The organism is Acetobacteraceae bacterium, from assembly GCA_039613835.1.
In the GTDB taxonomy this organism is placed as follows: Bacteria; Pseudomonadota; Alphaproteobacteria; order Acetobacterales; family Acetobacteraceae; genus Sorlinia.
In genome coordinates this window covers 342,501-368,730 of record CP154827.1, presented here as the reverse complement: position 1 = coordinate 368,730, position 26,230 = coordinate 342,501, and the positions used below count along the sequence as shown (strand labels likewise).

Sequence of the window (26,230 nt, the reverse complement as noted above, 5' to 3'; positions counted from 1 at the left end):
ATCGGGGGGTTTTTCGTGACCTTTCACGGGGAAACGGTATAACGCTTGGCAAAAGAAATTAAGTGACCATCAAATCAATGATGCCCCCAATTGGACGGTGCCTGCAACAATTCATCGAAGACCGCTTCCGGAGGCGGCGCCGAAGCGAGACCCATGCGCGAACAATATCCCTTGCTGAACCGCCTAAAAATACGGCATCTCCGCCTGATCATCGAGCTTGAAGCCACGCATAACCTGCACCGCACGGCAGAGCGCATGAATTTGTCCCAACCCTCCGTGACGAAACTCCTTCAGGAAATTGAGTATGCTCTGAAAGCGCCGCTCTTCCGCCGGACATCTCAGGGTGCCCTGCCGACAGCTCTGGGAGAAATGGTCGCACGTCACGCGCAATTGATGATTAATGACGTTATCCGCCTCCAGCATGATGTGGACGCCATGCGGTCAGGGACGGCGGGAATGGTCAGAATCGGTGCCATCGTCGCCGCTTTGCCTGCGCATGTCTCTCCCGTCATCGCGCGGGCGCTCGACACCCACCCGCAATTGAGCGTCTCCCTCACCGTGGGTTCAAGCGATACGCTTCTTCAGGCGCTTGAGGCGGGGCGCATCGATTTCATTGTGGCCCGACCCTCTTCCACGCGCATTCCTGCGCAGATTGAGGCCCATATCCTGTCGCAGGAGCCTTTAAGCATCGTCGCCGCGGCGCGTTATCCCCTCGCCGAAGCGCCAATATTGGAGCTTGCCGCACTCGCGGACGCGCGATGGATCTTGCCTGAGGCGCACAGCCCCTTGCGACGCGCTATTGATGCGACTTTCGCCCTGGGCCCAGTTGCCCCACCTCGTCAGGCGATTGAGACATCGTCCATGATTGCGTCGCTTGACCTTCTTCAGCACAGTTCGATGCTCGCCTTCATGCCGACAAGCATCGCACAGATATTTGAACAGGCGCAGATGCTCCGCCGCCTGCACGTTCGGCTTGACGACCATCTTGGATGCTACTCCTTGATCACCTTGAAGGAACGCCCGCTTTCAGCCGCGGCAGCTTATCTCTCAGGCGCCATAAAGCTGGATTGATCAGGAATTCTGATCAAACCTTAACTTCTTGATCTGCCGCCAGCGCTGTTTTAGCCGGGCAGGATGCGTTTACACTGAAGACCTCCCCACGTCATTGACGGCGTGGAATGCCGCGATCCGAGTCAAAATCCATCGGGTCGGGTTCATGCGACAATCTGAAGAAGAGGAAAAACGCGATGGGACTGAAGCCCCCTTATAACCGACATAACTGGCCGATCGCCGCGGGCATGAATCAATATCCCAACACTCTGCCGGATGGAAGCTCTATGCAGGATCAACGGCCTGAAGAATGGGCCCTTGCCGTCCAGGATGTCGCGGATGCCGGTTTTACCGAGATCGACCCGACAGATTCATGGATTCGACTTGCGGATCTCGAACCCTCCCGGCGGCGGGAATTTCTGGATGTCGTTAAAAGAGAGGGCTTGACCATCCCGGCCATCACGACAGCGCGGCGTTCGATCATCGACCCTGAGCATGGTGATAAATATTTCGCTTATATGCGCCGCGTGATTGATGTCGCGGCTGAAATCGGCGCGGCGGAGGCGTCGATCGGTTTTTCACCCCCATTTAACGATCAGCAGAAAAAAGCCTTATGGTTGTGGACGACACAGGGGCCGAAAGATCCGGATGATCCTGCCGTGTGGAAAAAAGCAGTCGACCGTATCAGGGAGCTTGGCAAACAGGCTGCGGTGCTCAAAATTGGAATTTCTCTGGAAATCTATGAGGATACCTATCTCGGCTCCGCCGATAGCGCCGTGCGCTTCACACAGGAAGTTGACCTGCCTAATGTCGGCATCAATGCCGATATCGGTAATCTTGTCCGCCTCCATCGTCCCATGGCGCATTGGCGTGACATGATGGTTAAACTCGCACCCTATGCGCGTTATTGGCACGTTAAAAACTATCTGCGCACGGAAGATGAGGATAGCGGACTTGTTGTCACCGCCCCTGCCCCGATGGAGACCGGCGTCATCAGCTATCGGGAGGCCATCCGTATGGTTATCAAAGCGCTTTTCTGTGCGAGCATTATGGTGGTGATGGGCTGAGCGTCTCTGCGCGTAATCGTGAATATTTGCGGCGCATCCTGCCGAAATAACGTTTTACGCGCCATCAAAGTGCCCATTTGGCACCGCGTCGAGCTTTAGCTCGACGCGGTTTTTATTTTGTGCCACGCAGAATGATCAGGTATTTCACAGAGTGCCATGGGCTTAGCTGGACTTTAACAGATATTCACCGTAGATTTAATTAATAATACAAGAATCTTTGTAGAAAAGGCCCACTCCTTGGCAGATTTCCCTCGTGCAAAGATTTTCCTCATCGGGCTGTCAATGACATGCGTGGCACCGCGCACCGCTTTCGCGCAGCTCAATGACTTCAGCACCCGGCAGCGGGCGGACCTTGCGCAGCCCCCCGTCAAACATCGCCCGCCGCAGCGCACCGATGACCATCGTCACCTTTTCGGAGATTGGGGCGGCGCACGGACATGACTTCTGGATCGCGGGGTCGATATCATCCCCGCTTATATGATGGAAGCTGCCGGCAATACGTCCGGGGGCGTCTCTCAGGGTTCCGCCTTTACGGGACGGTTCGGTATTGATTTTGAAATTGACTGGGGCAAACTTGGCGGTATTCGCGGGCTCAAATCCCACACGCTGATCATGTCGAAATCAGGCCGCGACCTTTCTGCTGACCGTCTTAGGCATGACCCTTATTCCGCCACGGAGCTTTATGGCCCGTATCGGCACATTGGTGAAACTGCAATTCGCCTATCTAACGGAAGACCTCATGAGCGGCCATCTGCAACTCGCAGCAGGGCGGATGAATCAAGGGTTTTTCTTCGATACGTCACCCGTTTACTGCATGTTTCTGTCTCTCTCCATCTGTCCTGTTCCGCGTGTTCTGCCGGGCGCCAACCCGGCCGGGTTTTACACAAAATCGCGGACGAATTGGGGCGGCTATGTGCGTTACCGACCGGTCAGCCCGGTTTATGTGCAGATCGGCGCTTTCGAGGTCTCACCCAATCATGGCGGCATCTCCGGGGTTAACTGGTCTTTTCGTCAGACAGACGGCGTCAACCTCCCCTTTGAAATCGGGTGGCAGCCCGGCGGAAGCGCAGGTGAACGCTCAAGCCATTTCGCGCTTGGCGAGTATTATGATAACGCGCCCGTCAATGACGTTTATTGGGATGATCTCGGCACGGCGCGGGTTCTGACGGGGCTTCCCGGGCGGCAATCTCACAGTCACACCGCCATGTGGGCGCAATTTGATCATATGATCAAACGCAACACCCCATCCAATGTCGGTGGGCTGATCATATTCGGTAATTTTACGTGGACCGATCCGCATATTTCAGCTTTTAAACAGCAAGCCACAATCGGGTTTGAGGATGTTGGCGAGATTCATAGCCGACCAAGAGACGGGTTCGGCGTACAGATCACTTATGCGTTGGTCAGTGATGAGACGCGCTCAGGGCAGAAGCTTCTATACGCGCAATTTGGTCGTTACCCGTCGGGACTTTACAGCATCCAGTCCCATGAGATTATTTTTGAGGCACAATATAGTTACCACGTGCATCATGCCGTCGATCTTCAGCCTGATTTTCAATATATCGTACGCCCCAATTCTCAGGCCGGGATCAAAAATGCCACCGTGATCGGCGGGCGGGCGCGCGTCAGCACCTATCCCGGTCAGCGTCGGATTGACCCAGCAGAGGCCGGACAGGTGCAGAACCTGCAATCGCTCATGGGGAATGATAAGGACTATCTGGCCACGCGCGTCGCTTATAAGCTCAATCTCTCCGGGCCTACCCTGACGGTGCAGACGGCCTGTTCCAGCTCCCTCGTCGCGGTGCATCTGGCTTGTGAGAGTCTGCGCGCTGGCGAATGTGACATGGCGGTGGCGGGAGGTGTCGCGATTTCCTTCCCTCAGCCCGGAATGATCTTTTCACCGGATGGGAAGTGCGCCCCTTTGACAGGGATGCGAATGGCACTTTTCCGGGGCATGGCGTGGCCAGCGTCACATTACGCCGCCTCAGCGATGCCTTGCGGGACGGGGACCCGGTAATTGCTGTCATTCGCGGAAATGCCGTCAATAATGATGGTGCCACCAAGGCCGGATTCACCGTACCCTCCGTCTCCGGTAAGAAATGTGTCATCAGGGAAGCCATGTCAGTCGCCGGGCTTTCACCGGATGAGATCAGCTTGATCGAAGCACACGGCACCGCCACCCCCCCTGGGTGATCCCATTGAGGTTCAGGCGCTTCGAGAGGTGTTTGGTGTACGTCAGGACGGGTCACGATGCGCGCTGGGCTCGGTTAAAGGTAATCTCGGTCATTCTCGACACAGCTGCCGGGATTATCAGCTTCCTGAAAGCTGTGATGTCCGTCGCACGTGGCATGATCCCGCGATCCGCCCATTTCAATCATCCCAACCCGGCTTTGCGTCTTGACGAATCTTCCTTCCATATCCCGACGGCGAGTTTGCCTTGGTCGTCAACGCCGCGTCATGCCGGGATCTCATCTTTCGAGATCGGGAGGACGAATTGCCACGTTATTATCGGCTCCCTGCCTGACAAACTACGGCATGTCACGCCGCAGCGTCAAAAAGGGGCACCGCCAGGCGCCTCTCATGCGCAACGACCCGTCCTACTGCTGAGCGCGGCATCTGAAACCGCTTTGCGGCGCCTCTCCGGCCATTACGCCAAGGCGCTTGACTGTGAGAACCCTCAAGATCTTGCGCACACGGCGCTGATGGCGCGGCAGCTTGATTTGCGACATCGCCTGGCCCTGCGCCTGGATAACCGAAGCCGCAATCTACTGAAAGCATTTTCGGAAGGGCCCATCCCGACGGGCTGCGTTATAATGGCAGAGTGCGCTGTAAAATCGCGTTTCTCTGCACCGGTCAGGGCGCGCATTGGCCGGCAATGGCGCGCAGCTATGTCGAGGCATCACCTGATTTCGCCGCCATGCTGGCGCGCTGCATCGCCTCCTGCGACACGGTCCTGCCCGTTTCATTGCGTGAGGGTGCTATTGAGGGATGCGGGCGCACGCCTCACGGAGATGCGTTACGCGCAGCCAGCCATCATCATCGGCCATTCGGTCGGGGAATATGCAGGCGCCGTCATTGCAGGCATGTTGGATCTGGAAGTCGTCATGCCGCTTCTCTGCCATCGCGGCGCCCTGATGGACGCAGCGCAAAAAGGCGGGATGATCAACCTGCATATGGGGGAAGACGCGGCCCGTGACTGGGCAGAGCGGTTCGAGCTCGACATCGCCGCCATCAATGGTGCGGCACAGATTGTGCTTTCAGGGTCAGCCGACGCGATTGAGAAACTGGCCTCCGCCCTGGAGCAGGCCGGCACCCCCTTCAGCCATCTGCCCATTGCCGGGACCGCGCATTCTCGGCTCATGGACCCGATTTTGGACCGGTTTAACACGGAAGCCGGTAAATTGAGGGCGTGAGATGGCGAGGTCAGGCTGATATCAACCTGTCATGGTGATTTTGTATCAAGTGACGATCTCAACAGGCAAGGTTTTTGGGGACAGCATCTTCAGGTACCCGTCCGCTTCAAGGATGCGACTGATAAAGCCTTTAAGGCGGGCGCAGACGTATTTCTGGAAATCGGCCCTGATGCGGTCCTGACCCGTATCGCACAGAGTATGACCATCCACCTCCCATCGTTGGATCGCCTCCGCCCAGCGCCACGTCTCCGCCGCGGAGAAACTGGAAGAGGCGCAATGCTCCCTCTTTACCGCTGCGATTGATTTGGATTGGCGGCAGATTTTCGCCATTTCAGAACGCCGCATTCATGCCTCGCTTTATGCATTCGACCGGTCAGTCATTGGCGGGATGAAAGGGAAATGGCGCAGCACATGCAGGCTGATCATCCGCGTCTTCGTGCCGGACTTGATCAGGGGCGTCACACGGCGCTGACTCACGCCACCACGCTTGAGCTCCCTCGCCTTGAGAAGCTTTATGACTGCGCGCCCCCTCCACGCCGTTTATCTCGATCGGCTCATTCTTTGCTGCATCGGTGAATGGCGGGAGGATGGCGTCACACTCTCCGAAATCCTGCGCGGCGGGCGGCTCCTGCCACGATACCGGCAATTACTGGGCCGTATGGTTGAGGCGTGCGTTGAGGACGGTTACTACGTACGGACGGGTGAGCGTTACCGACCCGCCCGACCCGACAGCATTTCGCACGCTTCCTGCGCCAAACTGCTCGATAATCTGGCCTCATGCTGTGAAGGCCTGCATGCCATCCCTGCCACTGTTGAACGCGCGGGCGCGCAATTATTCGATATGCTGCGCGGGCAGGTGGCACCGGTCGAGATCATCTTTCCCGAAGGGGAGTCGCGCGGCGTGGAAGTTCTTTATCAGGACTTCAGCTTCGGGCGTTATTTTAATGAAATTGCCGCCGGAATTCTTACGGGCATGTTACGGCAGGAAAGCGTACGTCCCAAAACTTTCCGTATATTGGAGGTTGGCGGGGGGGGACGGGCGGCACAACCAGCGCAATGGTTGCTGCGATCAGCGCGGTGGATCAGGTCCTTTACCATTTTACGGACATATCGCCGGTTTTCACGCGGCGCGCGGAGGAGAAATTCGCCGCTCATCCTTTCATGCATTATGGCGTTCTGGATTTGCAGAAAGACCCCCGAGACGCAGGGCTTCGAAGGCGGCACTTATGACCTGATCATCGCCGCCAATGTCGTACATGCGACGGATCATGTCGGGCATACGCTGACACGGATACGGTCCCTCCTCAAACCGGGCGGTCGCCTCCTCCTGCGGGAAATCACGCAGCCCATGCGGTTGTTTGATTTCGTTTTCGGGCCACTAGTATCGCCCCTTCTTGACCTGGAAGAGCGTGACGGCCAAGTTTTCCTGACAAAAGAGCTATGGCGAAAGCAATACCGCGCAGCCGGATTTGCCCGAATTGACTGGCTGCCCGATTGCGTCATCGCCAGACTTGCCTGCGCCAGCGGAGAACCAACATCCTGTGCTTGGTGCGCCCTTTAACGTCAGACGGTTTTTATCTGGCGGACTGGTCAAAATGTAACGCCGATCCATCGCTCTGGAATTAATATCTCATCGAAGCGTCGCGCATGATACTCCACCTCCTCCGCGTTGGAAAAACGGATCCTCTCGCACTGTTGCAGACGGTGAAGCATCATATCACCGAGAGGGCCGCCACCCCGCTTGTGATCGTGACCCGAAATGCCTCGTCACATGGTCAGGACGCCCCGTCCAACCGACGCACCGCGCCGTGTGGGGGCTGATGAAAGTCGCGATGCAGGAATGTCCCCAGCACAAAATAGCGATTATCGACCTTGACCATTCGTCAGAAGCGGCGGATCTCCTCACCGGGTTATGCGGCGTTGAAGGGGGAGCGCGCTTCGTGATGGTGAGGGATGGCACAGCGAGACGACAAGGCATTGTGCCGCTTTCCGCGAACGCCCAACCGTTACCCCCGTCCGCATTCGATATTCCAGGGTGGCATGTTGTCACAGGTGGTTTTGGCGGGCTTGGCCGCCTGACGATCGCCTGGCTGGCCGCGCATCACGCCGCGCAGATTGCAATCCTGGCACCACGTGCTCCTGCAGATTGGCGGGATTTCGCAGAAAGGACGCGGATATCGTATGGCGCGACATTGCGTTGGCTGCCCTGCGATGTGGCGGATCACCATCAGCTCACGGGTGCGCTTGAGGAACTCGCTGCGGAGGGCGGTGTTGCCGGCGTCATCCATGCGGCCGGGCTGATCGAGGACAGCCTTATTCCAGAGGAGGATGAAGCGGCATTCAAGCGTGTCTGGGCCGTCAAAGCGGAAGCTTCTGACGCGTTGCAAAGCTGGCTGGCCGCGCATGGCAGCCGTTACCTCCTCCTTTATTCTTCCGCTGCGGCGATGATGGGCACGGCCGGACAGACGGCCCATGCTTCAGCCTGTGGGTATCTCGACGGGTTTGCGGAGGCGCAACGAAGCGACACGGCATTGAAAGTGATATCCATCGCCTGGGTGCCTGGCGCGGACTCGGCAGGGCCGATGATGACGGGCTTCAGAGCCGCCTCGCCGCGCAGGGTATGGGGTTGATCACGCCGGGCGAAGGGCTTTGGCACCTTGAGCAAGCGGTGATGCGGTCCCGGCGGAACCGCCTGGCGATGCGCCTGATCCCTGACGCTCTGAATGACATTCACCGTGACCTTATCAACGCTCCCGTGCCTCCCGACATCCCAGCCCGCCAGGCAGGACGGTTCACGCATCCATTTTGCGACGGAGGATGAGGCGGGAAACTGGCTGGCACAAATAATCGGGACGCTTCTGCGCCTGCTCGATATCACAGCGATCGACCGGACCAGAACCTTGGTCGAATTAGGCGTGGATTCCCTCCTTCTGCTCGAATTGCGGAGCCTCATTGAGAAGCGCAGCACCCGACGCCTCGACGCGCGCATGATCGATGCGGGAAAGACGATCAACGCCATCGCGCAATCTCTCCACGTGACGCGCCATGCGGAGATATCCCCGCCCGCCGCCATCCATCTGCAACATGACGATAAAAACCGCTTCGCCCCCTTTTCGCTGACGCCGATCCAAAATGCTTACTGGGTGGGCCGAACGGAGCTCATCGCCTATGGCGGGATCGCCTGTCACATTCTTTTCGAGTGGGATCTTGACCGCCGTCAGATCGACCCGGATCGCTTCACGGCGGCATGGAACGCTTTGATCCGGCGTCACGACATGCTGCGCATCATCATTGCATCTGACGGCCAGCAACATGTCCTTGAATCAGTCCCTCTTTACACCCCTACCCGACGTGACGTGACCGAACTGACGCCAGCACAACGTGAGGAAGATCTTCTGTCATTCCGGGAGGCGCTTTCATCACGCGTTCTGCCGACGGATCGCTGGCCTCTCTTCGACATCGCCATTTCAACATGTGATGAGCACCGTTATCGACTGCACCTGCATCTCGATCTCCTTTTATTCGACGTGCGCAGCCTGAAAATCATGATGGATGACCTCGCCGCCGCCTATCGGGGTGAGACCCTCCCGGCGCTCTCCATCACTTTCCGAGATTATGTCATGGCAGAGGCCGCGCGGCGGGAAAGTGCCGCATGGCAGGCAGACTGGGTTTATTGGTGCGACGGCCTTTACGACCTGCCCCCGTCCCCCGCCCTGCCACTCAATACTCAAAGTCAACCCTTCCGGCCCCGGCTTGTGACGCTGACGGGACGCATCGAGGCGGAAGACTGGCAGGCCCTCAAGGCGCGCTGGAGAAATTGGGGGGGTGACGCCTTCCGTCGGACTCCTGACAATATTTGCGCGCACGTTGGAAATCTGGGCGCGGCAGCCGGAATTTACCCTTAACCTCACCATGTTTGACCGTCAGGCCGTGCATGAGGAAATTGATCATGTAATTGGGGATTTTACGTCGGTCCTGAAGCACTTCAGGCCGCTTTGCAACATAAAGAGGTCAATGGCGTCGAGCTTCTGCGTGAGCTGGCCAGAATTCAGGGCCACGCCCAAGCGCCGCAAATGCTCATTGTCTTTACCAGCATGTTGGGGATGACTCTGGACGGCCTGAGTATTGACCAGGCTATACAGAGTTTTCTTGGCGACCCGACCCATGTTTTTACCCAGACGCCGCAAGTCTGGCTTGACCATCAGGTGATGGAAATTGAAGGGGCGCTGGTTTTCAACTGGTATGGCAGGGATAATGTCCTTGCAGAAAATTTTTGTGCCGACGCTTTCACGACCTACACCCATTTGCTGCGTGGCCTGGCTGAGAAGCCGGAACTGATGGAAGAGACAATCCTTGCTGCTCTTCACCCTGACGGGCATTAGTATGACCCCGTACCGCGTTGGCGAGGATGTGAAGACACCGCGACCCGCCTTTGTCGGACGATTGAAAGCGACATGCGCAGCCTGCCGGGCATTGCGCGGGTGCAGGCTGACTTCTCCGTCCCGGAGCAATGCATGATTGACGTCGTTACAGACGCTATCAACGCCTCTCCCGAAACGCCGCTTCACCCTGCCCATACGCCGCCTCCGTCGCTTCTTCCCGTGCTCTCGACAGATTTGTGCGATGAGGTCAGCCGGACCTGGACGCTTATTGAAACTCGTGCGCTTGCGGCATTAATGCGCACCTTGCGTCACGCCGGTCTTTTCACCCATGCCGATCAAAAGCACGCTCTTACCGACATCAGGAGAGCGCTCAACATCATACCGAAGCATCATCGGTTGTTGATGCAGTGGCTTTAGAAACTCGTTACGACGCACATTCTGACGCAGGACGGGGCATTCTTTACCGCGATTCAGGAACAAGCCGCGCCTGAAATAGAAGCGCCAATGGCGGGCATCCCCGCTTGGGTGGCGAAACTCCTCGATTATCTTGCGCGCTGCACGACGCACCATGGTCGGCTCTTCACCGGTGAAGCGAATGCGCTGGATCTGCTTTATGATGAGCAACATCGGATCATGGATGTTTTCTACGCGACGAATCCCGTCTCGCAACATCTCCATGATGTTGCCAGAACCGTCGCAGCCCATCTCGCTGAGTCATCTGACGGCCCCATCTCCATTCTCGAAATCGGCGGCGGCACGGGGGCCACGACACGCACCCTCCTCCCCGCCATCGCACACCGTATTGCCCGCTATGTGTTTACTGACATATCGGCGCTCTTTTTGAATGAGGCGCGACGGGCTTTCCGGGGCCATGATTTCATGGCGTTTCAACGCCTCGACATTAATGCCCCGCTTGATGCAGGTCTCATGATCGAAGGGGGTTACGATGTGGTCATCGCAGGTAATGTCCTGCATGATGCCACGCATATCGGGCGGACATTGCGGCGCATGGGCAGGCTGCTCAAACCCGGTGGCGCATTCGTGATTATCGAAGCGACAGAACCTCATTCCGCCCTCCAACTGGCAACAATTGGCTTTCTGGAGGGTCTCCATGGCTATCATGATTTCCGACACCAAACCCATGAGGCCTTCCTCCCCATGCCGCGCTGGCGGGAGCTTCTGGTGCAGAATGGTTTCGACGTCCCCCTCACTTATCCGAAGGAAGCCGCGTCACCTCTGCGCCAACATCTGATCCTCGCGACAGCCACGCGCATCCACCGACCGGACTTCACCACGATTGCGCAGCGTTTACGCGCGCGCCATGGCATGGACCTGCCCACATTGACCCTGCGCCAGCGAGAGACGCTGCATTCCCCACGCCGCAAAACCTCTGAGACGGAACAGGCTGAACATGACGACCTGACGATACGCCCCTCCAATACTCTCCCGAATGACGTTGAGGACGCCGTACTCAAAATCTGGCGGGAATTTCTGGGACGGCCCACTTCCCTCGAAAGTGACTTTTTCGACGCGGGCGGGGACAGTCTGATCGCGACCCGCGTGGTGGCCCATCTTGCCCGTGCCGGGTTTGAGGGTGTCAGCCTGCAACGGCTTTTCGCCAACCCGCAATTGCGCTCATTCTGCGCGTCCCTCACCCCGCCCGCAGCCCATCGCGGCCACGCGCCGATTACCCTCACGCGGAAGGAGGCGGGAATGCATATCTTCGTTTTCCATGCTTCAAGATGTTGGGCGTTGCGGCCTATCTGCCACTCACCCAACATCTTGAAGCGACGACTTACGGGTTGGAGCTCGCCTCCCTGGCGAGGATCGAAACTCTTGACGGCCTCGCCATGCGCTATGCCGAGTTCATATTGGCAGCCGGAATTGACGGCACGCTTACCTTGCTTGGCTGGTCATATGGCGCGTTCCTCGCGCAATCATGCACGCGGATCGTCTCACGACGCGGGAAGAGCGTTGACCTTATTCTGATTGAGCCGGTTCTGGCAGCGGATTTCTGCGCGACCCGACACACTGGCCGGAAAATTTCCGATCAGCGACGCGATGCTGCAACAGACTTTGAGTCTGCTGAAATTATTGCGGGGGCATGACATTGATTTTGAGCCACCGCGACGCTGCCTGTGCATTCGCGCCGCCTCACGGCCTCAACATTGGGGGGCGCGGCGGAAGACTGTCCCCCTTATTTTCAGCAGGCGGAATATCAGACATTGCCAACAGATCACTGGTCTCTCCTGCTTCATGAAAAATGGGCGCTTGAGGTGGCCAAACGCGTCAATGAGTGGTTGGGAGTCACCGTATCATGACGGAGAGACACCCGCGCCGCGTTCTGATCGTCGGTACGAAATTTGGTGAGATCTACGCCAATGCTTTCCTTGATGATATGCTCGGTGTCCCTCTGGCAGTGATCATGGCCAATGGCAGTGAGCGGTCGCGTAAACTCGCCCATGCTTTCGGGGTGCCGCTTTATACGCGTCTTGAAGACGTGCCCCGGGATATCGACATGGCCTGCGTGGTTGTGCGCTCCACCATCGTCGGGGGTGAGGGCGTCCCCGCCTGGCGGAAAGCCTGCTGTGCCGGGGCCTTCATGTCGTGCAGGAACATCCCGTCCACCCGGAGGAAGTCGCCCGCCCGCAGAAACTGGCACGCGAATTGCGCCGGGTTTATTGGGTCAGCAGCTTTTACAGCAGCGCGACAGCCGGGAAAATCTGGATCGACACGGCCCGTCAGATTCAAATCCGCGTCGCCCCGCAGATCGCCACCCTTACCACGAGCCGGCAATTACTCTATTCCGGCCTCGACCTGCTGCTTCAGGTAATGGCCCATCCGATCACCCTGCCGGAAACGTCTTCAAGGATCCTGAACGGGCTCCATGCTGACTCATTGCGTCTGACCTGCGGCCGGACTGATATCTCACTCTTCCTGCAAAACTACATTGATCTGGAAGATCCAGACATGCACAGTCTGGTCATGCACCAGATATTGCTGGGTTGGCAGGAAGGTTACCTCAGCCTGACCTCAAGTTACGGCCCGGTCATATGGGTGGGTAACTGGTTTGACCCCGCCCATATGGAGGCCAGCACAACCCTGTATGACGGCCCGCCTGAGACACGTCTGCGCCTCAAACTGCCAGCGCGGCAGATCCTGCATGAGGGGCCGGAGACATGGCAACGGATTTTCGAGCATGATGCCCCGACCTGCGTGCGACGCCTGCTTGAGGCGATCTGCACGGCTTTGGATGGCGAGGACGCCGTTATACGCGCACGCGTCACATCAATATCAAGTCGCCGCCGCGTGGCAATCCATTCTGCACTGCACCGGCCCCGGCGCATGAGCACAATGTCACACCGCCTGAAACCCTGCACATCAATACATGCGCCACGTCCTCTGCATGGGAGAGAATATGGTGAATAATATCGCGCACCCCAGTTGTCTGACACCGCTTAACGAGACGCATTCAGATCTCACCATCATCATGTGCCCATGCGGGCGTCGGAATCGGCGCTTTCCGGCAGTGGCGGCATGTCACGTCACCAGCGCTTGATATCGCCATGGTTACTTATCCCGGTCGTGATCACCGGATGGATGACCCTCTGACTTATGACGTCACCGCCCTGGCAGATGAGGTCGCGGACGCGCTCCTTCATGCCGGTTTCAGAAACCGACGCATCATCCTCGCCGGACATAGTATGGGCGCGCAGATCGCCTTTGAAACATGCCTCAGGCTGGAAGCCGCAGGGAGGTCACCGGATTTGCTGGTTTTGTCCGGATGTCATGCCCCACATCTTAAACCTCGCACAAGGCTGAGCGGTCGTATGGTCAAAAATAATCCCCTGATCCTGGAAATCTTCATGCCGATGCTGCGCGGGGATTTTTCAGCGACGGAATCCTATGGGCGCGATGACATGAAGCGCCTCATTCAGACGCCGACAATGCTGATGTCGGGTGAGGATGATCAGGAGGCGCTTACGGCGGAGGTTCTGGCCTGGACGCCGTGGCTTTACCGCCTTGTCCGATCCGTCACATTTCCCGGCGATCACTTTTATCCCACGCGCGACCCGGAAGGTTTTTTGAGTCACATCGTCGCGGCCCATGCGGATAATGTCGTCAAGATGGAGGGTGCTGACCATGCTTGACCAGCCTGATCACGATCTCGCCCATTCCACAAGGCCGCTTACAATCGACGGCATCGCCCTCAAAGCGCCAATCGGTGAGATGCTGACAGAGTGGGCGCGTAAATGGGGGACCCGCATCGCATTGGTGCATGGCGATGAAAGCATGACTTACGCCGCTCTGGACCATCGCGTTGATCGTCTGGCTGGCGCCCTTCAAAATTCGAGGCTGAAAAAAGGCGATCGTATCCTGATCCAGATGCCGAACAGCATCGGCCTTGTCACGACTCTGCTGGCCGCGCTTCGCCTTGGCATCAATCCCATCATGGCCATGCCGGCGCAGAGATTGCATGATCTCAGCGCGCTGGTCGCAAACGCGCAGCCCGTTGCCTATTTTGCCGCGCGAGAACTTCATGGATTTCAGTATGAGGTTCTTGCCCGGTCACTTCAGCAGGCGCATCCCTTCCTGCGCCTCATTGTGCTGGATGGCACGGACGTTTCTCGCGGATTTTCTGCAACTTCCCGCGCTGGATGCGCCGTTCCATCCGGTCCAACCACCCGCCCTCACCGATCTCGCCCTGCTTCTCCTTTCAGGCGGGACGACAGGCACGCCCAAGCTCATCCCGCGCACCCATGCGGATTACGCTTTCACTTTTCTTCGTTCCGCCGAGATGGCGGGTGTGGATGAAACTACCGTCTATCTTGCCATCCTGCCGGGTGCGCATAATTTCATCCTTTCCAGCCCCGGCATTTTAGGTGTGCTTTCCCGCGGGGGCCGGGTGGTGCTGGAAAACGCGGCTTCATGCGATGAAATCATGCCGCTGATCGTAAGAGATTCCGTCACCCACATCGTGCTCGTGCCGCCCTTACTGCGCCTCTGGATTGAGGCGTGGACATGGTAAAGCAGCGATCTCTCCAGCCTCAGTCTTCTTCAGATCGGCGGGGCGCGGGTTGATACGACGTTAGTTAAGCAGGCGCAACAGGTCTTTAATACCACCACCCAGCAGGTTTACGGCATGGCGGAAGGGCTGATTTATTACACGCGGCTTGATGACGCGCAGCATGTCATCCTCAATACACAGGGACGCCCCATGTCGTGGGAAGATGACATCATGATTGTCGATATGGACGGCCATGAGGTGGCACCGGGGGAGACGGGTGAACTCCTGACGCGCGGACCCTACACAATCAGCTGGTATTATAATGCAGCCGCGCATAATGCCGTATCCTTTACGACAGAGGGCTATTACCGCACCGGTGACCTCGTATGTCAGGATGCAGACGGTAACATCACTGTCATGGGACGGTTGAAGGAGGAGATCAACCGCGCGGGAGAGAAAATCGCGGTGGCGGCGCCTGACCCGCATCTCGGGGAACGCATCCGCGCTTTCCTCAGAGACGCGTCGCGCAAATTGTCCGACCTCGCCATTCGGGAATTTCTGCGGGAAAAGGGCATGGCCGCCTATAAAATTCCGGATCAATATGCGTGGATCTCCCTCTGGCCGCAAACTGCCGTCGGGAAGCTTGACCGTAAGAAACTTGTCGCGCTTGCGCAGAAGCGGGATCGATGATCTGAAGCGATCCGTGCTGTCATTGCAATCAATGGGTCTCGCGATCACGCCCCCTGAAGCGCGCGGCGGGGCGGAGGCGGCGACCCCGCCGCTGAATGATGCGGTGTGACAGAATATCGTGCCGCGACCTGCACAATGCCGGGACCTGTCCCCTCTCATTTTCGGAAAACGGCGTCGCCGCGCGCATGATCGCTTTACATGAAATCCGTGAGACGACGAGCATGATCGATTTGCTGCCACCGTCACTTGAGCACGCGCATCTGACGCGTCGGCGCGCCTTTCTAGCCGGACGTTATTGCGCCTTAAAAGCGCTGAGGGATAGCGGGTTTGATGGCCCAGCCCCGCTGCACCGTCTGGATAATGGCCTGGTCAATTGGCCCGCTTCCCGGGTCGGGAGCATCAGTCACAGTCGGAAATGGGCGATCAGCCTTGTTGCGCCAAAAAATCAAGGCGACCAGATCGGGGTCGATATTGAGCGAATCACAGGGACGGAAACGGCGAAGAATATTGCGAGTCTGGTGGCGTCGCCCCTTGAGTGGCGATTGATACGGGAGAGAAGTGAGTTAGAGACGGGCGTTACATTGATGTTTTCCGCGAAAGAGGCGCTTTTTAAAGCCCTCTTCCCCGCCACACTTCAGTTTGAAGATTTTCACGCTGCCGCCCTCACCTCAATCACGCCCGCCTTGATGGTTTTTACACTCACGAAAGACTGGAGTTCTCGCCGAAGGGGCGGTACCCGCATCACGGTGCGATATCAGTTTTTTGGAGACCATGTCGTGACCTGGTGTCGTTTCTAACTCGCGGATGCCGCTAGACTCAGCGGGCGGGCCCTTCAACCCGTCAGGCGTCACCCCAGTGCCTGGCGCCGTTCATGACAGAACCGGTCAAAGTAACCTTGAGATGTCAAGCAATCTGCGGGCGTGCCACTTTCAACAATGCGACCAGCCTCAATGTCAGAAGGTAATCCGCGTGCATAACGGTCTCAAGCTGGTGGGTGATCATCATGATCGTCGTTTTTCCGCGTAAGCGCCTCACCACATCCTGAAACGCGGCCACATTCAAGGCGTCGAGCGCTGAACTCGCTTCATCCAGCAGGAGGATCGGCGCGTTTTTAAGAAGCGCGCGGACAAGGGTAACTCTTTGACGCTCACCGCCGGAGAGCTGACATCCCCCTTCCCCGACCTGTGTGGCCCATCCATGACGCCACTGCGCAACGAGCGCATCGACGCGCGCAAGACGGGCGGCATGGCGCCATGTTTCTTCCGACGCATCCGGGTTACCGATGCGGATATTATCCTCTATCGACTCTGCACACAGAAAGACATCCTGTGAGACAAGGGCTATCTGGTCCGTGAGCTGATCTGTCGGGAGTTCGCGCAGGTCGACACCACCGATCAGGACCTGCCCCTTTGCCGGGTCATAAAACCGCATCATTAATTCGAGGAGGGTGCTTTTACCCGCGCCGGAAGGTCCGATCAGCCCGGTCACGCTCCCTTGTGGCACGTCAAACGTCACATCATGCAGAATGGCATCGCCATGATGAAAGCCGAAATCGACGGATCGGAATGTGATGGCACCCGGCGCACTGAGATTTTTGCGATGAGGGGCTTCTGGCAGGGTCGGTTCATTCATGATGGCGGCAATTCCCGCCTGATCATACCTAGCACACCCATGCGCGCGCCCAGCATTGCCAGCCCGCCGGAAAACCGGGCCGCGAGAACGAGGAAAGCCATGAGTCGCGGCACGGCGAGCCCCCTGACAGGGTGAGAAAAAGCCCAACCCCCACCAGCACCGTGAAAACGAGCTGCACGCTCAGCCCGCTGATCAGGACTTTCTGGAATGTGGTTGCCAGTAGAGATTGGCCCGCCGCATTCCTAGCTTCAAGCGCCCGGGTCAACGGCTTATAAGCGGCAGTCTCGTGACAGAAGGCGCGCAAGGTGGCCTGACACCGTGCGAATTCGATAACGCGATTATTGAGCGTGACGGTCGCTTCATGCGATGGCGCCTCCCCCCTGATGATCGATTTGCTGATCTGGGAATTGGCGGCGAGGGCGTCGATTGCGCCGCCAAGGGCCACGATGCCGAGACGCCAGTCCAGCAACATCATCGCGCCACTTGTCAGAAGCGGCACCGCGATGTCGGAAAGAAGTGCTGGCAGTAAATGTGATAGGGCACTGGCCAGCCCCATCGCGCCGAATGTCGCACAGCGTGAAACCTGACCACTGACCTCCTTTGTGAACCAGCCCAATGGCAAGCGCACCATATGCTGTCCCAACCGGGATTGCACCGTGCGCAGAACCACCACGGAAAGCCCCATCCCCCGCACCGTCTGCCAATAACGCAGAAGGCAGGTGATCCGCGATGGTCAGGACAATCATCCAGCTTTCAAGACGCTCATAGGCGTGTGTCATGAGGGATTGCGTTACCGATATCAGAAGCAGGGTCGTGCCCGCTTCACAAAGCCCGCTGACAGCGAGGAGGATGAGGTAGTTCCGGATAAGCCGGATCTGCTCCGGCATCAGCAGGCTGCGCAGGGAATTCAGCATGACAGGGCACTTTCCGTTTCGGCCAGATGCGGGAGAGGCTGCGCCCGGTTTTCGACCTCCAACAGATCTTTGTAACAGCCATCCTGCGTGATCAGCGCCTCATGGCGGCCTTTCTGGACAATCCGACCGTCCGCAAGGACCAGAATCTGGTTAGCATGGGTGATGGAGGCGAGTCGATGCGCAATGACAATAACCGTCCGCCCGCGTGCAAGGTGAGAGAGCGCCGCTTGAATCTGCACTTCATGATCCGGGTCGGCGCTTGACGTGGCTTCATCCAGGATCAGGACGAGCCGGTCGGCAAGGATCATCCGCGCCAGGGCGATGCGCTGCACCTCACCGCCTGAGAAACAATGTCCTCCACCGATAATTGTGTCATAGCCTTGCGGCAGGGCCTCGATGACGGAAGCAATCTGTGTCGCCTGTGCGGCCGCGATGATGTCACTTTCCCCCGCATCCATATTGCCCAGACGGATATTGTCGCGCACGGTGCCATGCGGCAATTCCACCTCCTGCAGGACGAAGCCCGTCTGTTTATAGAGGGTTGCGCGGTCAAGCTGACGCACATCGACGCCGCCAAGGCGTATGGCCCCCTCCGTGACGTCATAAAATCGCGGGACAAGCCGCGCCAAAGTGGATTTGCCCGCACCGGAAGGTCCGATCAAAGCTGTCACCGTCCCGGGAGCACAGGTGAAGGAAATGTGACTGAGCACGGGACGTCCATCGTCATAGGCGAAGCTGACATGATCAAAGGTGACTTCAGCGCTGCTCGGGCTGAGCGGCTGCGTTGGCACTGGCAGGGGTGGGCGTGAGAGAAGGTGCTCAAGACGCTCGGCCGCCGCCTGAGCCTTCTTAAAGGCTGCATTACCTGTATGCAGAGTTTGAAAACTCTGGGGCAGCGTTATGGCCACCATGATTTCAGCGAGGAGCATGACCGGGGTCATCTGCCCGCCTGTCACAAGGGGATACCCCCGGCGAGACTGGTCAGCATAATGACCGGGACAGAAAGGAGAAGGGCAGATATCGCCTCAATCCGCGCGGTACGACCGGCCCACCCCCCGTAAAATGTGGCAAAACGCGATGTGGCCTGGCCATAATCATTATGGATCTGCCGCGCCTATCGATAGAATTTGATGATGACGATATTGCGGACCAACTCGACGATCGCGGCGCTGATTGTCGCGAGGTCACGGTCCATATGTTGCAGATTTTCACGATATCCGCGCATCATCCAAAGATACGCCACGCCGTAAAGCGGCCAGGTGGCCATTGCGAGAAGCGCGAGGCGCCAGTTGAGCAGCGACAGACAGAATAATCCGATGAGAGGTTGAGACAGGGCACGCACGCGCTCAACCTCATGATGCGCCGTCAGATAATGAAGCTCAGTCAGGTCATCCTCGACCGCCTTGCGGACCATGCCTGAATGCGTCCCGGTAAACCATCCGAGCGGGAGGACGCCAAGATGTGTGATGATCTGACCCCGCAGGCGCGCCTGAAGGCGCTCATCCGCGAGATGGGTCAGCCCCATTGCCAAAGTTGTGGCCAGCCAGCCCAAGACTGCACAAATGACAATAAGGGCCGCCAGGATCGCAATGCGATGGAGGTCAGGCGGAGCGGTTTGCAGCGCATCGGCCAGCGCCGCCAACCCGAAATAGCGGAACAAGTGCCGAGACCCCGCCCAACGCGCCAAGCCAGATGCCGCCACTTATCAGTGTTCGGACCGGTTTGCGCAGCGATTTCAATGTATCATTGCGCATATTGAAACCCCCAGATTTAAGCCCCTAAACTAGCCCCGCCACCCACGACGATATCCTGCATGGTGATATGCCCGGCACGATCGGAGAGAAGGAACATCGTGATGTCGGCAATATCCTCCACCGTGGCGATCTTGCCTAATGGGACACCGAGCCTGAACGCATTCGGCGCGCCCCGTACCACGTCCGCCGCGCCGAACCCTGGTTTCCAGAGACGCCTCTGCATCTCCGTATCCGTAGAACCGGGCGAAACAATGTTACACCGGACATGATGGGGCGCCATTTCAAGCGCCAACCCTCGCCCCATTGCCGCAAAGGCCGCTTTTTGATGCAGCGTAACCCAACATGCCCAAGCGGGGAATGTGAGCTGCATTCGAGCCGATCAACACAATCGCGCCACGTTGCGCGGCACGCAGGGCGGGCAATGCGGCTTTGATAAGGTTGAATGGCCCCGTCACATTGACAGCGAAAGGCCGGTCCCATGCTTCCAGCGACAAGGTCTCGCCACCGCCCTCCATAAATATACCGGCCGCGTGGACAAGATAATCTGGGTCCGCATCGCGTGAGAGAAGGGCATCCGCCGCTTTGCGTGTGGCTTCAGCATCAGAAATATCGAAGATTATGCTGTCCGACACATTATCAACCTCAATCGGGTTCTGATCCATGCCGATGACGAAGACACCTTCAGAGAGAAGACGGGTGCAGATCGCCTTGCCGATACCCTGCACCGCGCCGGTCACTCAGGCAATTTTTGACTTCCCGGCGGTTATCTCATGCGCAACCGTCATTATCCGAGGAACCGACACGCTTCGGCGGCGCTCAGCACCCGGCCATAGCGTGTCTCAACGTAGCGGAGCGCCATTTCATGATCCGCCAGGCTGAAATCCGCCGTCGCATCCGCGATCAGGAAAGATTTCACATCCATCATAAAGGCGTCCAGACTTGTGGCCAGACAGCCAATCGACGCATAGACGCCGCAGAGGATAAGTTGATCGCGCCCCGTTGCCTCCAGACGCCTTTTCAGATCAGTTTTTGCAAAGGCGCTATAACGCCATTTCGTCAGCACGATTTCTTCCGGGGCAGGCGTGAGGTCTGACACGATGCGCGCTGCCTCAGGGGCCTTATCCGTCAGGCCCGGGTCGGTCCCCACATATCGGTTAGAAGCGCGCGCCGCCAGGCTCTGACGCGTTGGCTGGGTGGTGTAGAATATCGGCAGCCGAGGGCGCGGCATTTAGCGCGAAGCCCTTCGATGTGGGCGATCATACCTCGCACAAGCGGCGCATCGCCGTCGTAAAATGACAGGAAATAATCCTGCATGTCATGGATCAGCAGCGCCGCGCGTGACGGATCAATTACCCAATTGACGCGCGGTTTGACGCCTTTTTCACGGCGGGTTTGTTCCCATTGCGGCAAGGGGTAGGATGTTATTTTCGGGATCGCCATAAGATGTCCTGATCTCTCGCTATTTTATTTCTTAAGCACGCCTCTCGCGTCAGACGTCGTCACACGCTGACGGATTCCAAGCCCAGAGCGCGCCGCATCGTGCCCAACTTAGCCTCAATCTCCTGCCATTCTGCTTCTGGGTTGGAACCCGGCACGATACCCGCGCCGGAGAAGAGCCGCGCCTCAGCACCCTTGATGATGCCGGAACGGATCGTCACCGCCCATTCCCCATCCCCGCGCGCATCACTCCACCCGACAAGTCCAGCGAAGAGGCCCCGCCCCGATGGCTCAAGCGCCGCAATGGTGCGAAAGGCGAGGTCTTTCGGCGCGCCGCATAATGCGGCGGTGGGGTGGATAAGACGTGCCAGATCAAGCGCACTCATCTTTGGGTCCCGTATGATCCCGCGCACTTTGGTTGAGAGGTGCCACATTGTGGCCGTCCGGGTCAGGCTGGGTGAGTCGGGAATATCCAGGTCACGACACAAGTCGCTGAGTTGAGACCTTAATTGCGCGATGACGATCGCGTGCTCGTCCCTGTCCTTGGCGGATGAGAGCAGCACCTGGCTGCGGCGCGCGTTCTCCTCCTGATCCGGTGAACGGGAGATGGACCCGGCCAGCGGATGACAACTGAATTGCTCACCGGTTTTTCTGACGAGCAGCTCCGGGCTGGCGCCGATAAGGGTACTGCCGTCCCGTAACGGGATCTGGAACACCATGTCTCGCTGGTTTTGTATAATCAACCGCCGTGCGACGGAAGGCACATGGACAGGTCCTGAAAAACGCAGACGCGCACATCGACCCAGGATGAGTTTCCGGAGATCCGAATGCGCCATTCTCTTTTTACGTCGATGACTAGATTGCAATATTGAGCTTCAGATAAATCGGATTGATAGGATTGAAGGGTGGGTTCCTCAACCGTCTCGGCCCCGCAATCCGCCTGGAGCATCTCCCGCGTCGTAAGCGCGATATCCGTCGGGATGAATAATTCCGCCTGTGCCGAAAGGTCAAAGGGGAGCGTCCCCATGATGGTCGGTACAACGTGACCCGAATGGAAAGCGGCATTTTCCCGCCATTCCGCAAGTTGCTTGCACGCTTGACTTAGATTGAGGCGTTTCTGAAGGCGGGATGCTTTCAACGCACGGAAGGATGACAGGAAAAATGACGGCGCGGCATCCTGTGTATGACCAGGTCGTGTTACGGATGAAGAGCGTTCATGCGATGAAAAAGCCTCATGCATCACATGCCCGGGTGATAATTGATCGTGGTTCATCATCATAGGCCGCCGGTTTTGACGAAATGATTCGAATTGAATGAAATCGAGACGGGTCCTGGACTTGCCTCTTGTTCTGGAAAAACACGGATTATCCGATGATGCAAGTGATAATCGTTTTCATTAAAAGCGGTTTTCATAAGTCATTGATTTCCCAAGTTACAGGGCAATATGACCATGAAGACCGGGCGCGCTGAGACTTTCTATCAAGTCGCTGTCAGATTTCCGTTTTGAGATGACATACCAGTTGTTTTCTTTATCGCGGACTTAGAAATATCAGACCGGACGTTCCATCTTTCTCACACAAGGCGTTCCCACCTTTATCGTTTTAATAACGGTGGCGGCATTCATGTGCCTGTCATGCGGCGTTTATCCACCTTTGAGACACATGGAATGAACGGTCGTTTTTCATGCGACGTGGCTCTGAGGGCTGTATGCCGAGGTCGGATTCAGTGAAAAGCCGGTGGACATCTTTCATGAGGGATCGGCTTGCCACGGACTTCCGCTATGGTTAAGCTCGCTGAAGCGATGACCTCATTTACGGGGACGTGGCAAGTCGTCCCTGCCAAAATTCGGGGTGAAAATCTGTCACAATGTCGAAAATGACCGATGATATATATGACCCAGATTGCTCGGAAGATATTTATCTCGCCCGCCTGAGAGCCATGATCGACATCGTGGCCGCCCATCTGGCGACGACACGGATGGAGACCGCCCAATTATCGCAGCTTGTCAGGGAGATTTACGGCACGATTTCCCGAATGGATCCGCTTTGGCTGTCGGAAACATCTGAACTGCGCCCGTCATTTGATGGCGCTCAGAAGGATATTTACCCGACGGACCCGCCCCGGGCGAAGCCGATGGAAGTGCTTGATGCGCGTTCAGACGCGACCAGCCCCGCGCTGATATCTGCCGTGCCCATTCATCAATCTGTCCATCCCGATTACATTATCTGTCTGGAAGATGGGAAGCGTCTGAAAACGCTCAAAAACATCTGAGCGCGACGTTTGGCGTGTCGGTAGAGGATTATCGATTGGGGGCTCCCGCCCGAATATCCGACGGTCGCGCCAAATCTTTCCGCCAGTCGGAGGGGGCGTGTGCGGAAGATTGAGGAGAAGCGTCCTTACCGCACCGTTGAATGTGACGTGTCGGATGTTTCAACTTTTGACGATTCAGGTCGTGCGCCGACGAGATTGCGAGGGAATACCCGTCGACACACTGCGAACCTGCTTGATAAAATGGCTTCCCGCTAAGGTCAGGCTTTGTCGGCGGATTTTCAGGAAGCCACAAGGGAGAAGTGACCATGCGGCCTTTAACGGACGCGCGTCGAAACGGCTCGATCTAATTCGCTTCTGAGGGCGAGCTTAACCATTTGCTACGCATTTTCAGCCGCGTCTTTCTCCCCCAGTGAATGGGCGGCGATGATCGCCCCGTCAAGCAGGCAAAGTACAGAACGCGCCAGGTTTTCACTGCGGTTTTTACGAACGCCCAATTCTTCAACAAAAGCCTGTATCGCAGCACGAAGGCTGAGCTTCTGTGCTTTGCCTGCTTGGCGATTTCCCGCCTTTTGCCGGCATATTCTCCCGTCGCGCGGTAAAACAGACACCCGGCGAAACTGGGCTTGTGAAACCATTTTGTGTGGTAATCAAAAATCGCTTTCAGATGTGCGCGCGGCGCCCCGTGCGCCGTGATGGCGGTGATTAGACCTTCCTCCACCTTATCGATGCGGTCACCCAGAACCTCCACAACCAGCCCGTCTTTACTGCCGAAATGGCGGTAAAGCGTCGTTTTGGTCACGTTAGCCGCCCGCACGACGTCTTCAACACCGACCTGATGAAAACCTGATTGCTCAAACAGCGTGACGGCTGCCGTCAGGATCTCATGCCGATTTTCATGACTGCGTCGTTTTCGCACCTGGATCTGCGACAATTTCCGGACCTCTCACTTACCGGTCACACCCCTCATTTTCGGGAGATTTAAGCAGATAGTTACGAATGTCTCAAGACGATACGACGGCGATGTGCGCTTCCTCCCGGCGTTTTCTGGACGCTTTTAAGTTGGCTGGGGTGTGGGTCGGTGGTTTGTAACGATGGAGGTCGGCGTGCTTTGTAGCGCAAGTCTTGTTAAGAAGGGGGTGACGGTTGAAACCTGTGGCCTATGAGCAGAGGAGCCTGTCAGATTGAGTATGATTGTGATGGTTGCGGGGGCAGGATTTGAACCTGCGGCCTTCAGGTTATGAGCCTGACGAGCTACCGGGCTGCTCCACCCCGCGCTGGTGGGGGATGAGTGACTTGACCCCCTATTGTTACAGGTTTGATTTGGGTGGATCAGGAGACCTGGCGGCGACCGACTTTTCCGCAGCTTAAGCTGCAGTATCATAGGCGCTAGGGCGTTTCACGGCCGAGTTCGGGAAGGGATCGGGTGGAAATCTCCCGCCATGGCCACCAGGTCATCTGGCCCACCCTTTGCAGGGTGGAGAGGCTGGTGCATGCCCTGTCTCTCTTAATGAGTGAGACGGGTTGAGGAGGATGAGGAGGATGAGATGAGAGACACGCTTTGGATGCGTGGATGACTGCTATGTATGTGCATGCTGCTTTCCTGTTAGGGAGAGCGGCGTTGATGTGAATAATCAAGGGCGATTAGGACTGGTCAGCTGCACGTGTTACCACGCTTTCACACCCAGCCTATCGACGTGATGGTCTTTCACGGCCCTGTGAGACCTTGTTTTGAGGTAGGTTTCCCGCTTAGATGCTTTCAGCGGTTATCCTGTCCATACTTAGCTACCCGGCGGTGCCGCTGGCGCGACAACCGGTGCACCAGAGGTATGTTCATCCCGGTCCTCTCGTACTAGGGACAAATCCTCTCAAGTCTCTTACACCCACGGCAGATAGGGACCGAACTGTCTCACGACGTTCTAAACCCAGCTCACGTACCACTTTAATCGGCGAACAGCCGAACCCTTGGGACCTGCTCCAGCCCCAGGATGTGATGAGCCGACATCGAGGTGCCAAACCTCCCCGTCGATGTGGACTCTTGGGGGAGATCAGCCTGTTATCCCTAGAGTACCTTTTATCCGTTGAGCGATGGCCCGTCCACGTGGGACCACCGGATCACTATGGCCGACTTTCGTCTCTGTTCGAGCTGTCACTCTCACAGTCAGGCGGGCTTATGCCATTGCACTCGACAGTCGGTTTCCGACCGACCTGAGCCCACCATCGCGCGCCTCCGTTACACTTTGGGAGGCGACCGCCCCAGTCAAACTGCCCACCATGCAGGATCCCGGACCCGGCTTACGGGTCGCGGTTAGACATCAAAGACAGTCAGGGTGGTATTTCAAGGATGGCTCCACACAGACTGGCGCCCATGCTTCATAGCCTCCCACCTATCCTACACAGAATGTCTCTGATGCCACTGCAAAGCTGCAGTAAAGGTTCATAGGGTCTTTCCGTCTGACCGCGGGTACCCCGCATCTTCACGGGGAATTCAATTTCGCTGAGCCGATGCTGGAGACAGTGGGGAAGTCGTTACGCCATTCGTGCAGGTCGGAACTTACCCGACAAGGAATTTCGCTACCTTAGGACCGTTATAGTTACGGCCGCCGTTTACCGGG

The 26,230-nt window shown here is 57.4% G+C and carries 31 protein-coding genes, 1 tRNA gene, 2 rRNA genes and 1 pseudogene (1 of these 35 running past the window's edge); 18 read left to right on the top strand and 17 right to left on the bottom strand.

Annotated elements, in window-relative coordinates:
* Nucleotides 1-153: 153 nt before the first annotated feature.
* The 6 genes from AAYR33_02145 to AAYR33_02120 all read left to right on the top strand — a co-directional run bounded on the left by AAYR33_02145 (nt 154) and on the right by AAYR33_02120 (nt 5,530).
* Nucleotides 154-1,071: a LysR family transcriptional regulator gene (locus tag AAYR33_02145; GenBank protein ID XAO71772.1), complete on the top strand. Its 918-nt coding sequence runs from the start codon at nt 154-156 to the stop codon at nt 1,069-1,071.
* 176 nt (nt 1,072-1,247) lie between these two features.
* The gene (locus tag AAYR33_02140; GenBank protein XAO71771.1) at nt 1,248-2,117 is read left to right on the top strand and encodes a sugar phosphate isomerase/epimerase family protein; all 870 of its coding nucleotides are present in this window, start codon (nt 1,248-1,250) and stop codon (nt 2,115-2,117) included.
* Between the two features lie 237 nt (nt 2,118-2,354).
* On the top strand, nt 2,355-2,558 hold the full coding sequence (locus AAYR33_02135) for a hypothetical protein (GenBank protein ID XAO71770.1): 204 nt from the start codon (nt 2,355-2,357) through the stop codon (nt 2,556-2,558).
* Nucleotides 2,559-2,772: 214 nt separating this feature from the next.
* Nucleotides 2,773-4,134, top strand: coding sequence for a carbohydrate porin (locus AAYR33_02130; GenBank protein XAO71769.1), 1,362 nt, complete (start codon nt 2,773-2,775; stop codon nt 4,132-4,134).
* Entirely contained in the window at nt 4,113-4,310 is a 198-nt protein-coding gene (locus AAYR33_02125; protein ID XAO71768.1) for a hypothetical protein, read from the top strand. Before AAYR33_02130 ends, AAYR33_02125 begins: the two co-directional genes overlap by 22 nt.
* A gap of 35 nt (nt 4,311-4,345) precedes the next feature.
* Nucleotides 4,346-5,530 (top strand): acyltransferase domain-containing protein, encoded by a 1,185-nt coding sequence (locus tag AAYR33_02120; protein ID XAO71767.1) that lies wholly within the window; start codon nt 4,346-4,348, stop codon nt 5,528-5,530.
* 45 nt (nt 5,531-5,575) lie between these two features.
* Here AAYR33_02120 and AAYR33_02115 read toward each other — a convergent pair whose 3' ends face one another.
* Nucleotides 5,576-5,875, bottom strand: a complete 300-nt coding sequence (locus AAYR33_02115; GenBank protein ID XAO71766.1) for a hypothetical protein — start codon at nt 5,873-5,875, stop codon at nt 5,576-5,578.
* Between the two features lie 169 nt (nt 5,876-6,044).
* Here AAYR33_02115 and AAYR33_02110 point away from each other — a divergent pair, with 169 nt between their 5' ends.
* From AAYR33_02110 to AAYR33_02080, 7 genes are all read left to right on the top strand, one after another.
* Nucleotides 6,045-7,091 (top strand): class I SAM-dependent methyltransferase, encoded by a 1,047-nt coding sequence (locus AAYR33_02110; GenBank protein XAO71765.1) that lies wholly within the window; start codon nt 6,045-6,047, stop codon nt 7,089-7,091.
* Nucleotides 7,092-7,350: 259 nt separating this feature from the next.
* Entirely contained in the window at nt 7,351-8,160 is an 810-nt protein-coding gene (locus AAYR33_02105; GenBank protein ID XAO71764.1) for an SDR family oxidoreductase, read from the top strand.
* Between the two features lie 93 nt (nt 8,161-8,253).
* Entirely contained in the window at nt 8,254-9,435 is a 1,182-nt protein-coding gene (locus AAYR33_02100; GenBank protein XAO71763.1) for a condensation domain-containing protein, read from the top strand.
* 90 nt (nt 9,436-9,525) lie between these two features.
* A complete protein-coding gene (locus AAYR33_02095) occupies nt 9,526-9,912 on the top strand; it encodes a hypothetical protein (protein XAO71762.1) in 387 nt (128 codons plus the stop codon).
* A 72-nt stretch (nt 9,913-9,984) separates the two neighbouring features.
* Nucleotides 9,985-10,329, top strand: a complete 345-nt coding sequence (locus AAYR33_02090) for a hypothetical protein (protein ID XAO71761.1) — start codon at nt 9,985-9,987, stop codon at nt 10,327-10,329.
* A gap of 87 nt (nt 10,330-10,416) precedes the next feature.
* Nucleotides 10,417-11,901, top strand: coding sequence for a methyltransferase (locus AAYR33_02085; GenBank protein XAO71760.1), 1,485 nt, complete (start codon nt 10,417-10,419; stop codon nt 11,899-11,901).
* Between the two features lie 149 nt (nt 11,902-12,050).
* On the top strand, nt 12,051-12,233 hold the full coding sequence (locus AAYR33_02080) for a hypothetical protein (GenBank protein XAO71759.1): 183 nt from the start codon (nt 12,051-12,053) through the stop codon (nt 12,231-12,233).
* 160 nt (nt 12,234-12,393) lie between these two features.
* On the opposite strand, the gene AAYR33_02075 is transcribed toward AAYR33_02080, so the two are convergent.
* The gene (locus AAYR33_02075; GenBank protein XAO71758.1) at nt 12,394-12,516 is read right to left on the bottom strand and encodes a hypothetical protein; all 123 of its coding nucleotides are present in this window, start codon (nt 12,514-12,516) and stop codon (nt 12,394-12,396) included.
* 3 nt (nt 12,517-12,519) lie between these two features.
* On the opposite strand from AAYR33_02075, the gene AAYR33_02070 reads away from it, so the two are divergent.
* On the top strand, nt 12,520-13,341 hold the full coding sequence (locus AAYR33_02070) for a hypothetical protein (protein ID XAO71757.1): 822 nt from the start codon (nt 12,520-12,522) through the stop codon (nt 13,339-13,341).
* A gap of 41 nt (nt 13,342-13,382) precedes the next feature.
* A complete protein-coding gene (locus AAYR33_02065; protein ID XAO72347.1) occupies nt 13,383-14,063 on the top strand; it encodes an alpha/beta fold hydrolase in 681 nt (226 codons plus the stop codon).
* Here the strand turns inward: AAYR33_02065 and AAYR33_02060 are convergent.
* On the bottom strand, nt 14,035-14,454 hold the full coding sequence (locus AAYR33_02060) for a hypothetical protein (GenBank protein XAO72487.1): 420 nt from the start codon (nt 14,452-14,454) through the stop codon (nt 14,035-14,037). The two genes, AAYR33_02065 and AAYR33_02060, sit on opposite strands and share 29 nt — an antisense overlap.
* Here AAYR33_02060 and AAYR33_02055 point away from each other — a divergent pair.
* Nucleotides 14,390-15,610 (top strand): annotated as a pseudogene (locus tag AAYR33_02055) (AMP-binding protein). The gene AAYR33_02060 and the pseudogene AAYR33_02055 overlap by 65 nt on opposite strands.
* Nucleotides 15,611-15,795: 185 nt before the next feature.
* The gene (locus AAYR33_02050; GenBank protein ID XAO71756.1) at nt 15,796-16,407 is read left to right on the top strand and encodes a 4'-phosphopantetheinyl transferase superfamily protein; all 612 of its coding nucleotides are present in this window, start codon (nt 15,796-15,798) and stop codon (nt 16,405-16,407) included.
* Nucleotides 16,408-16,513: 106 nt separating this feature from the next.
* On the opposite strand, the gene AAYR33_02045 is transcribed toward AAYR33_02050, so the two are convergent.
* The 10 genes from AAYR33_02045 to AAYR33_02000 all read right to left on the bottom strand — a co-directional run bounded on the left by AAYR33_02045 (nt 16,514) and on the right by AAYR33_02000 (nt 22,626).
* Nucleotides 16,514-17,242 carry an ATP-binding cassette domain-containing protein gene (locus AAYR33_02045; protein XAO71755.1) on the bottom strand — a complete coding sequence of 243 codons (729 nt, stop codon included), beginning with the start codon at nt 17,240-17,242 and terminating at the stop codon, nt 16,514-16,516.
* 28 nt (nt 17,243-17,270) lie between these two features.
* Nucleotides 17,271-17,927, bottom strand: a complete 657-nt coding sequence (locus AAYR33_02040; GenBank protein XAO72346.1) for an ABC transporter transmembrane domain-containing protein — start codon at nt 17,925-17,927, stop codon at nt 17,271-17,273.
* Between the two features lie 222 nt (nt 17,928-18,149).
* A complete protein-coding gene (locus AAYR33_02035) occupies nt 18,150-19,097 on the bottom strand; it encodes an ATP-binding cassette domain-containing protein (GenBank protein XAO71754.1) in 948 nt (315 codons plus the stop codon).
* A gap of 173 nt (nt 19,098-19,270) precedes the next feature.
* Entirely contained in the window at nt 19,271-19,816 is a 546-nt protein-coding gene (locus tag AAYR33_02030) for an ABC transporter transmembrane domain-containing protein (protein XAO71753.1), read from the bottom strand.
* A gap of 110 nt (nt 19,817-19,926) precedes the next feature.
* Nucleotides 19,927-20,190 carry an SDR family oxidoreductase gene (locus AAYR33_02025; GenBank protein ID XAO72345.1) on the bottom strand — a complete coding sequence of 88 codons (264 nt, stop codon included), beginning with the start codon at nt 20,188-20,190 and terminating at the stop codon, nt 19,927-19,929.
* Between the two features lies 1 nt (nt 20,191).
* Nucleotides 20,192-20,647, bottom strand: coding sequence for an SDR family NAD(P)-dependent oxidoreductase (locus tag AAYR33_02020; protein ID XAO71752.1), 456 nt, complete (start codon nt 20,645-20,647; stop codon nt 20,192-20,194).
* Between the two features lie 47 nt (nt 20,648-20,694).
* The gene (locus AAYR33_02015) at nt 20,695-21,138 is read right to left on the bottom strand and encodes an isochorismatase family protein (GenBank protein ID XAO71751.1); all 444 of its coding nucleotides are present in this window, start codon (nt 21,136-21,138) and stop codon (nt 20,695-20,697) included.
* Nucleotides 21,036-21,350: a hypothetical protein gene (locus tag AAYR33_02010; protein ID XAO72486.1), complete on the bottom strand. Its 315-nt coding sequence runs from the start codon at nt 21,348-21,350 to the stop codon at nt 21,036-21,038. The genes AAYR33_02015 and AAYR33_02010 overlap by 103 nt, the downstream gene beginning before the upstream one ends.
* Nucleotides 21,351-21,409: 59 nt before the next feature.
* Entirely contained in the window at nt 21,410-22,183 is a 774-nt protein-coding gene (locus tag AAYR33_02005; GenBank protein ID XAO71750.1) for an isochorismate synthase, read from the bottom strand.
* A complete protein-coding gene (locus AAYR33_02000; protein XAO71749.1) occupies nt 22,087-22,626 on the bottom strand; it encodes a hypothetical protein in 540 nt (179 codons plus the stop codon). Before AAYR33_02000 ends, AAYR33_02005 begins: the two co-directional genes overlap by 97 nt.
* Nucleotides 22,627-23,222: 596 nt before the next feature.
* Here AAYR33_02000 and AAYR33_01995 point away from each other — a divergent pair.
* Nucleotides 23,223-23,618: a MucR family transcriptional regulator gene (locus AAYR33_01995; protein ID XAO71748.1), complete on the top strand. Its 396-nt coding sequence runs from the start codon at nt 23,223-23,225 to the stop codon at nt 23,616-23,618.
* A 343-nt stretch (nt 23,619-23,961) separates the two neighbouring features.
* Here the strand turns inward: AAYR33_01995 and AAYR33_01990 are convergent, their stop codons facing one another.
* The 4 genes from AAYR33_01990 to AAYR33_01975 form a co-directional block, all read right to left on the bottom strand.
* A complete protein-coding gene (locus AAYR33_01990) occupies nt 23,962-24,549 on the bottom strand; it encodes a TetR/AcrR family transcriptional regulator (GenBank protein XAO71747.1) in 588 nt (195 codons plus the stop codon).
* 266 nt (nt 24,550-24,815) lie between these two features.
* Nucleotides 24,816-24,892, bottom strand: a tRNA-Met gene (locus tag AAYR33_01985).
* A gap of 62 nt (nt 24,893-24,954) precedes the next feature.
* Nucleotides 24,955-25,069: ribosomal RNA gene (gene rrf, locus AAYR33_01980) — 5S ribosomal RNA — on the bottom strand.
* A 169-nt stretch (nt 25,070-25,238) separates the two neighbouring features.
* Nucleotides 25,239-26,230: ribosomal RNA gene (locus AAYR33_01975) — 23S ribosomal RNA — on the bottom strand; it runs 1,747 nt beyond the window's last position.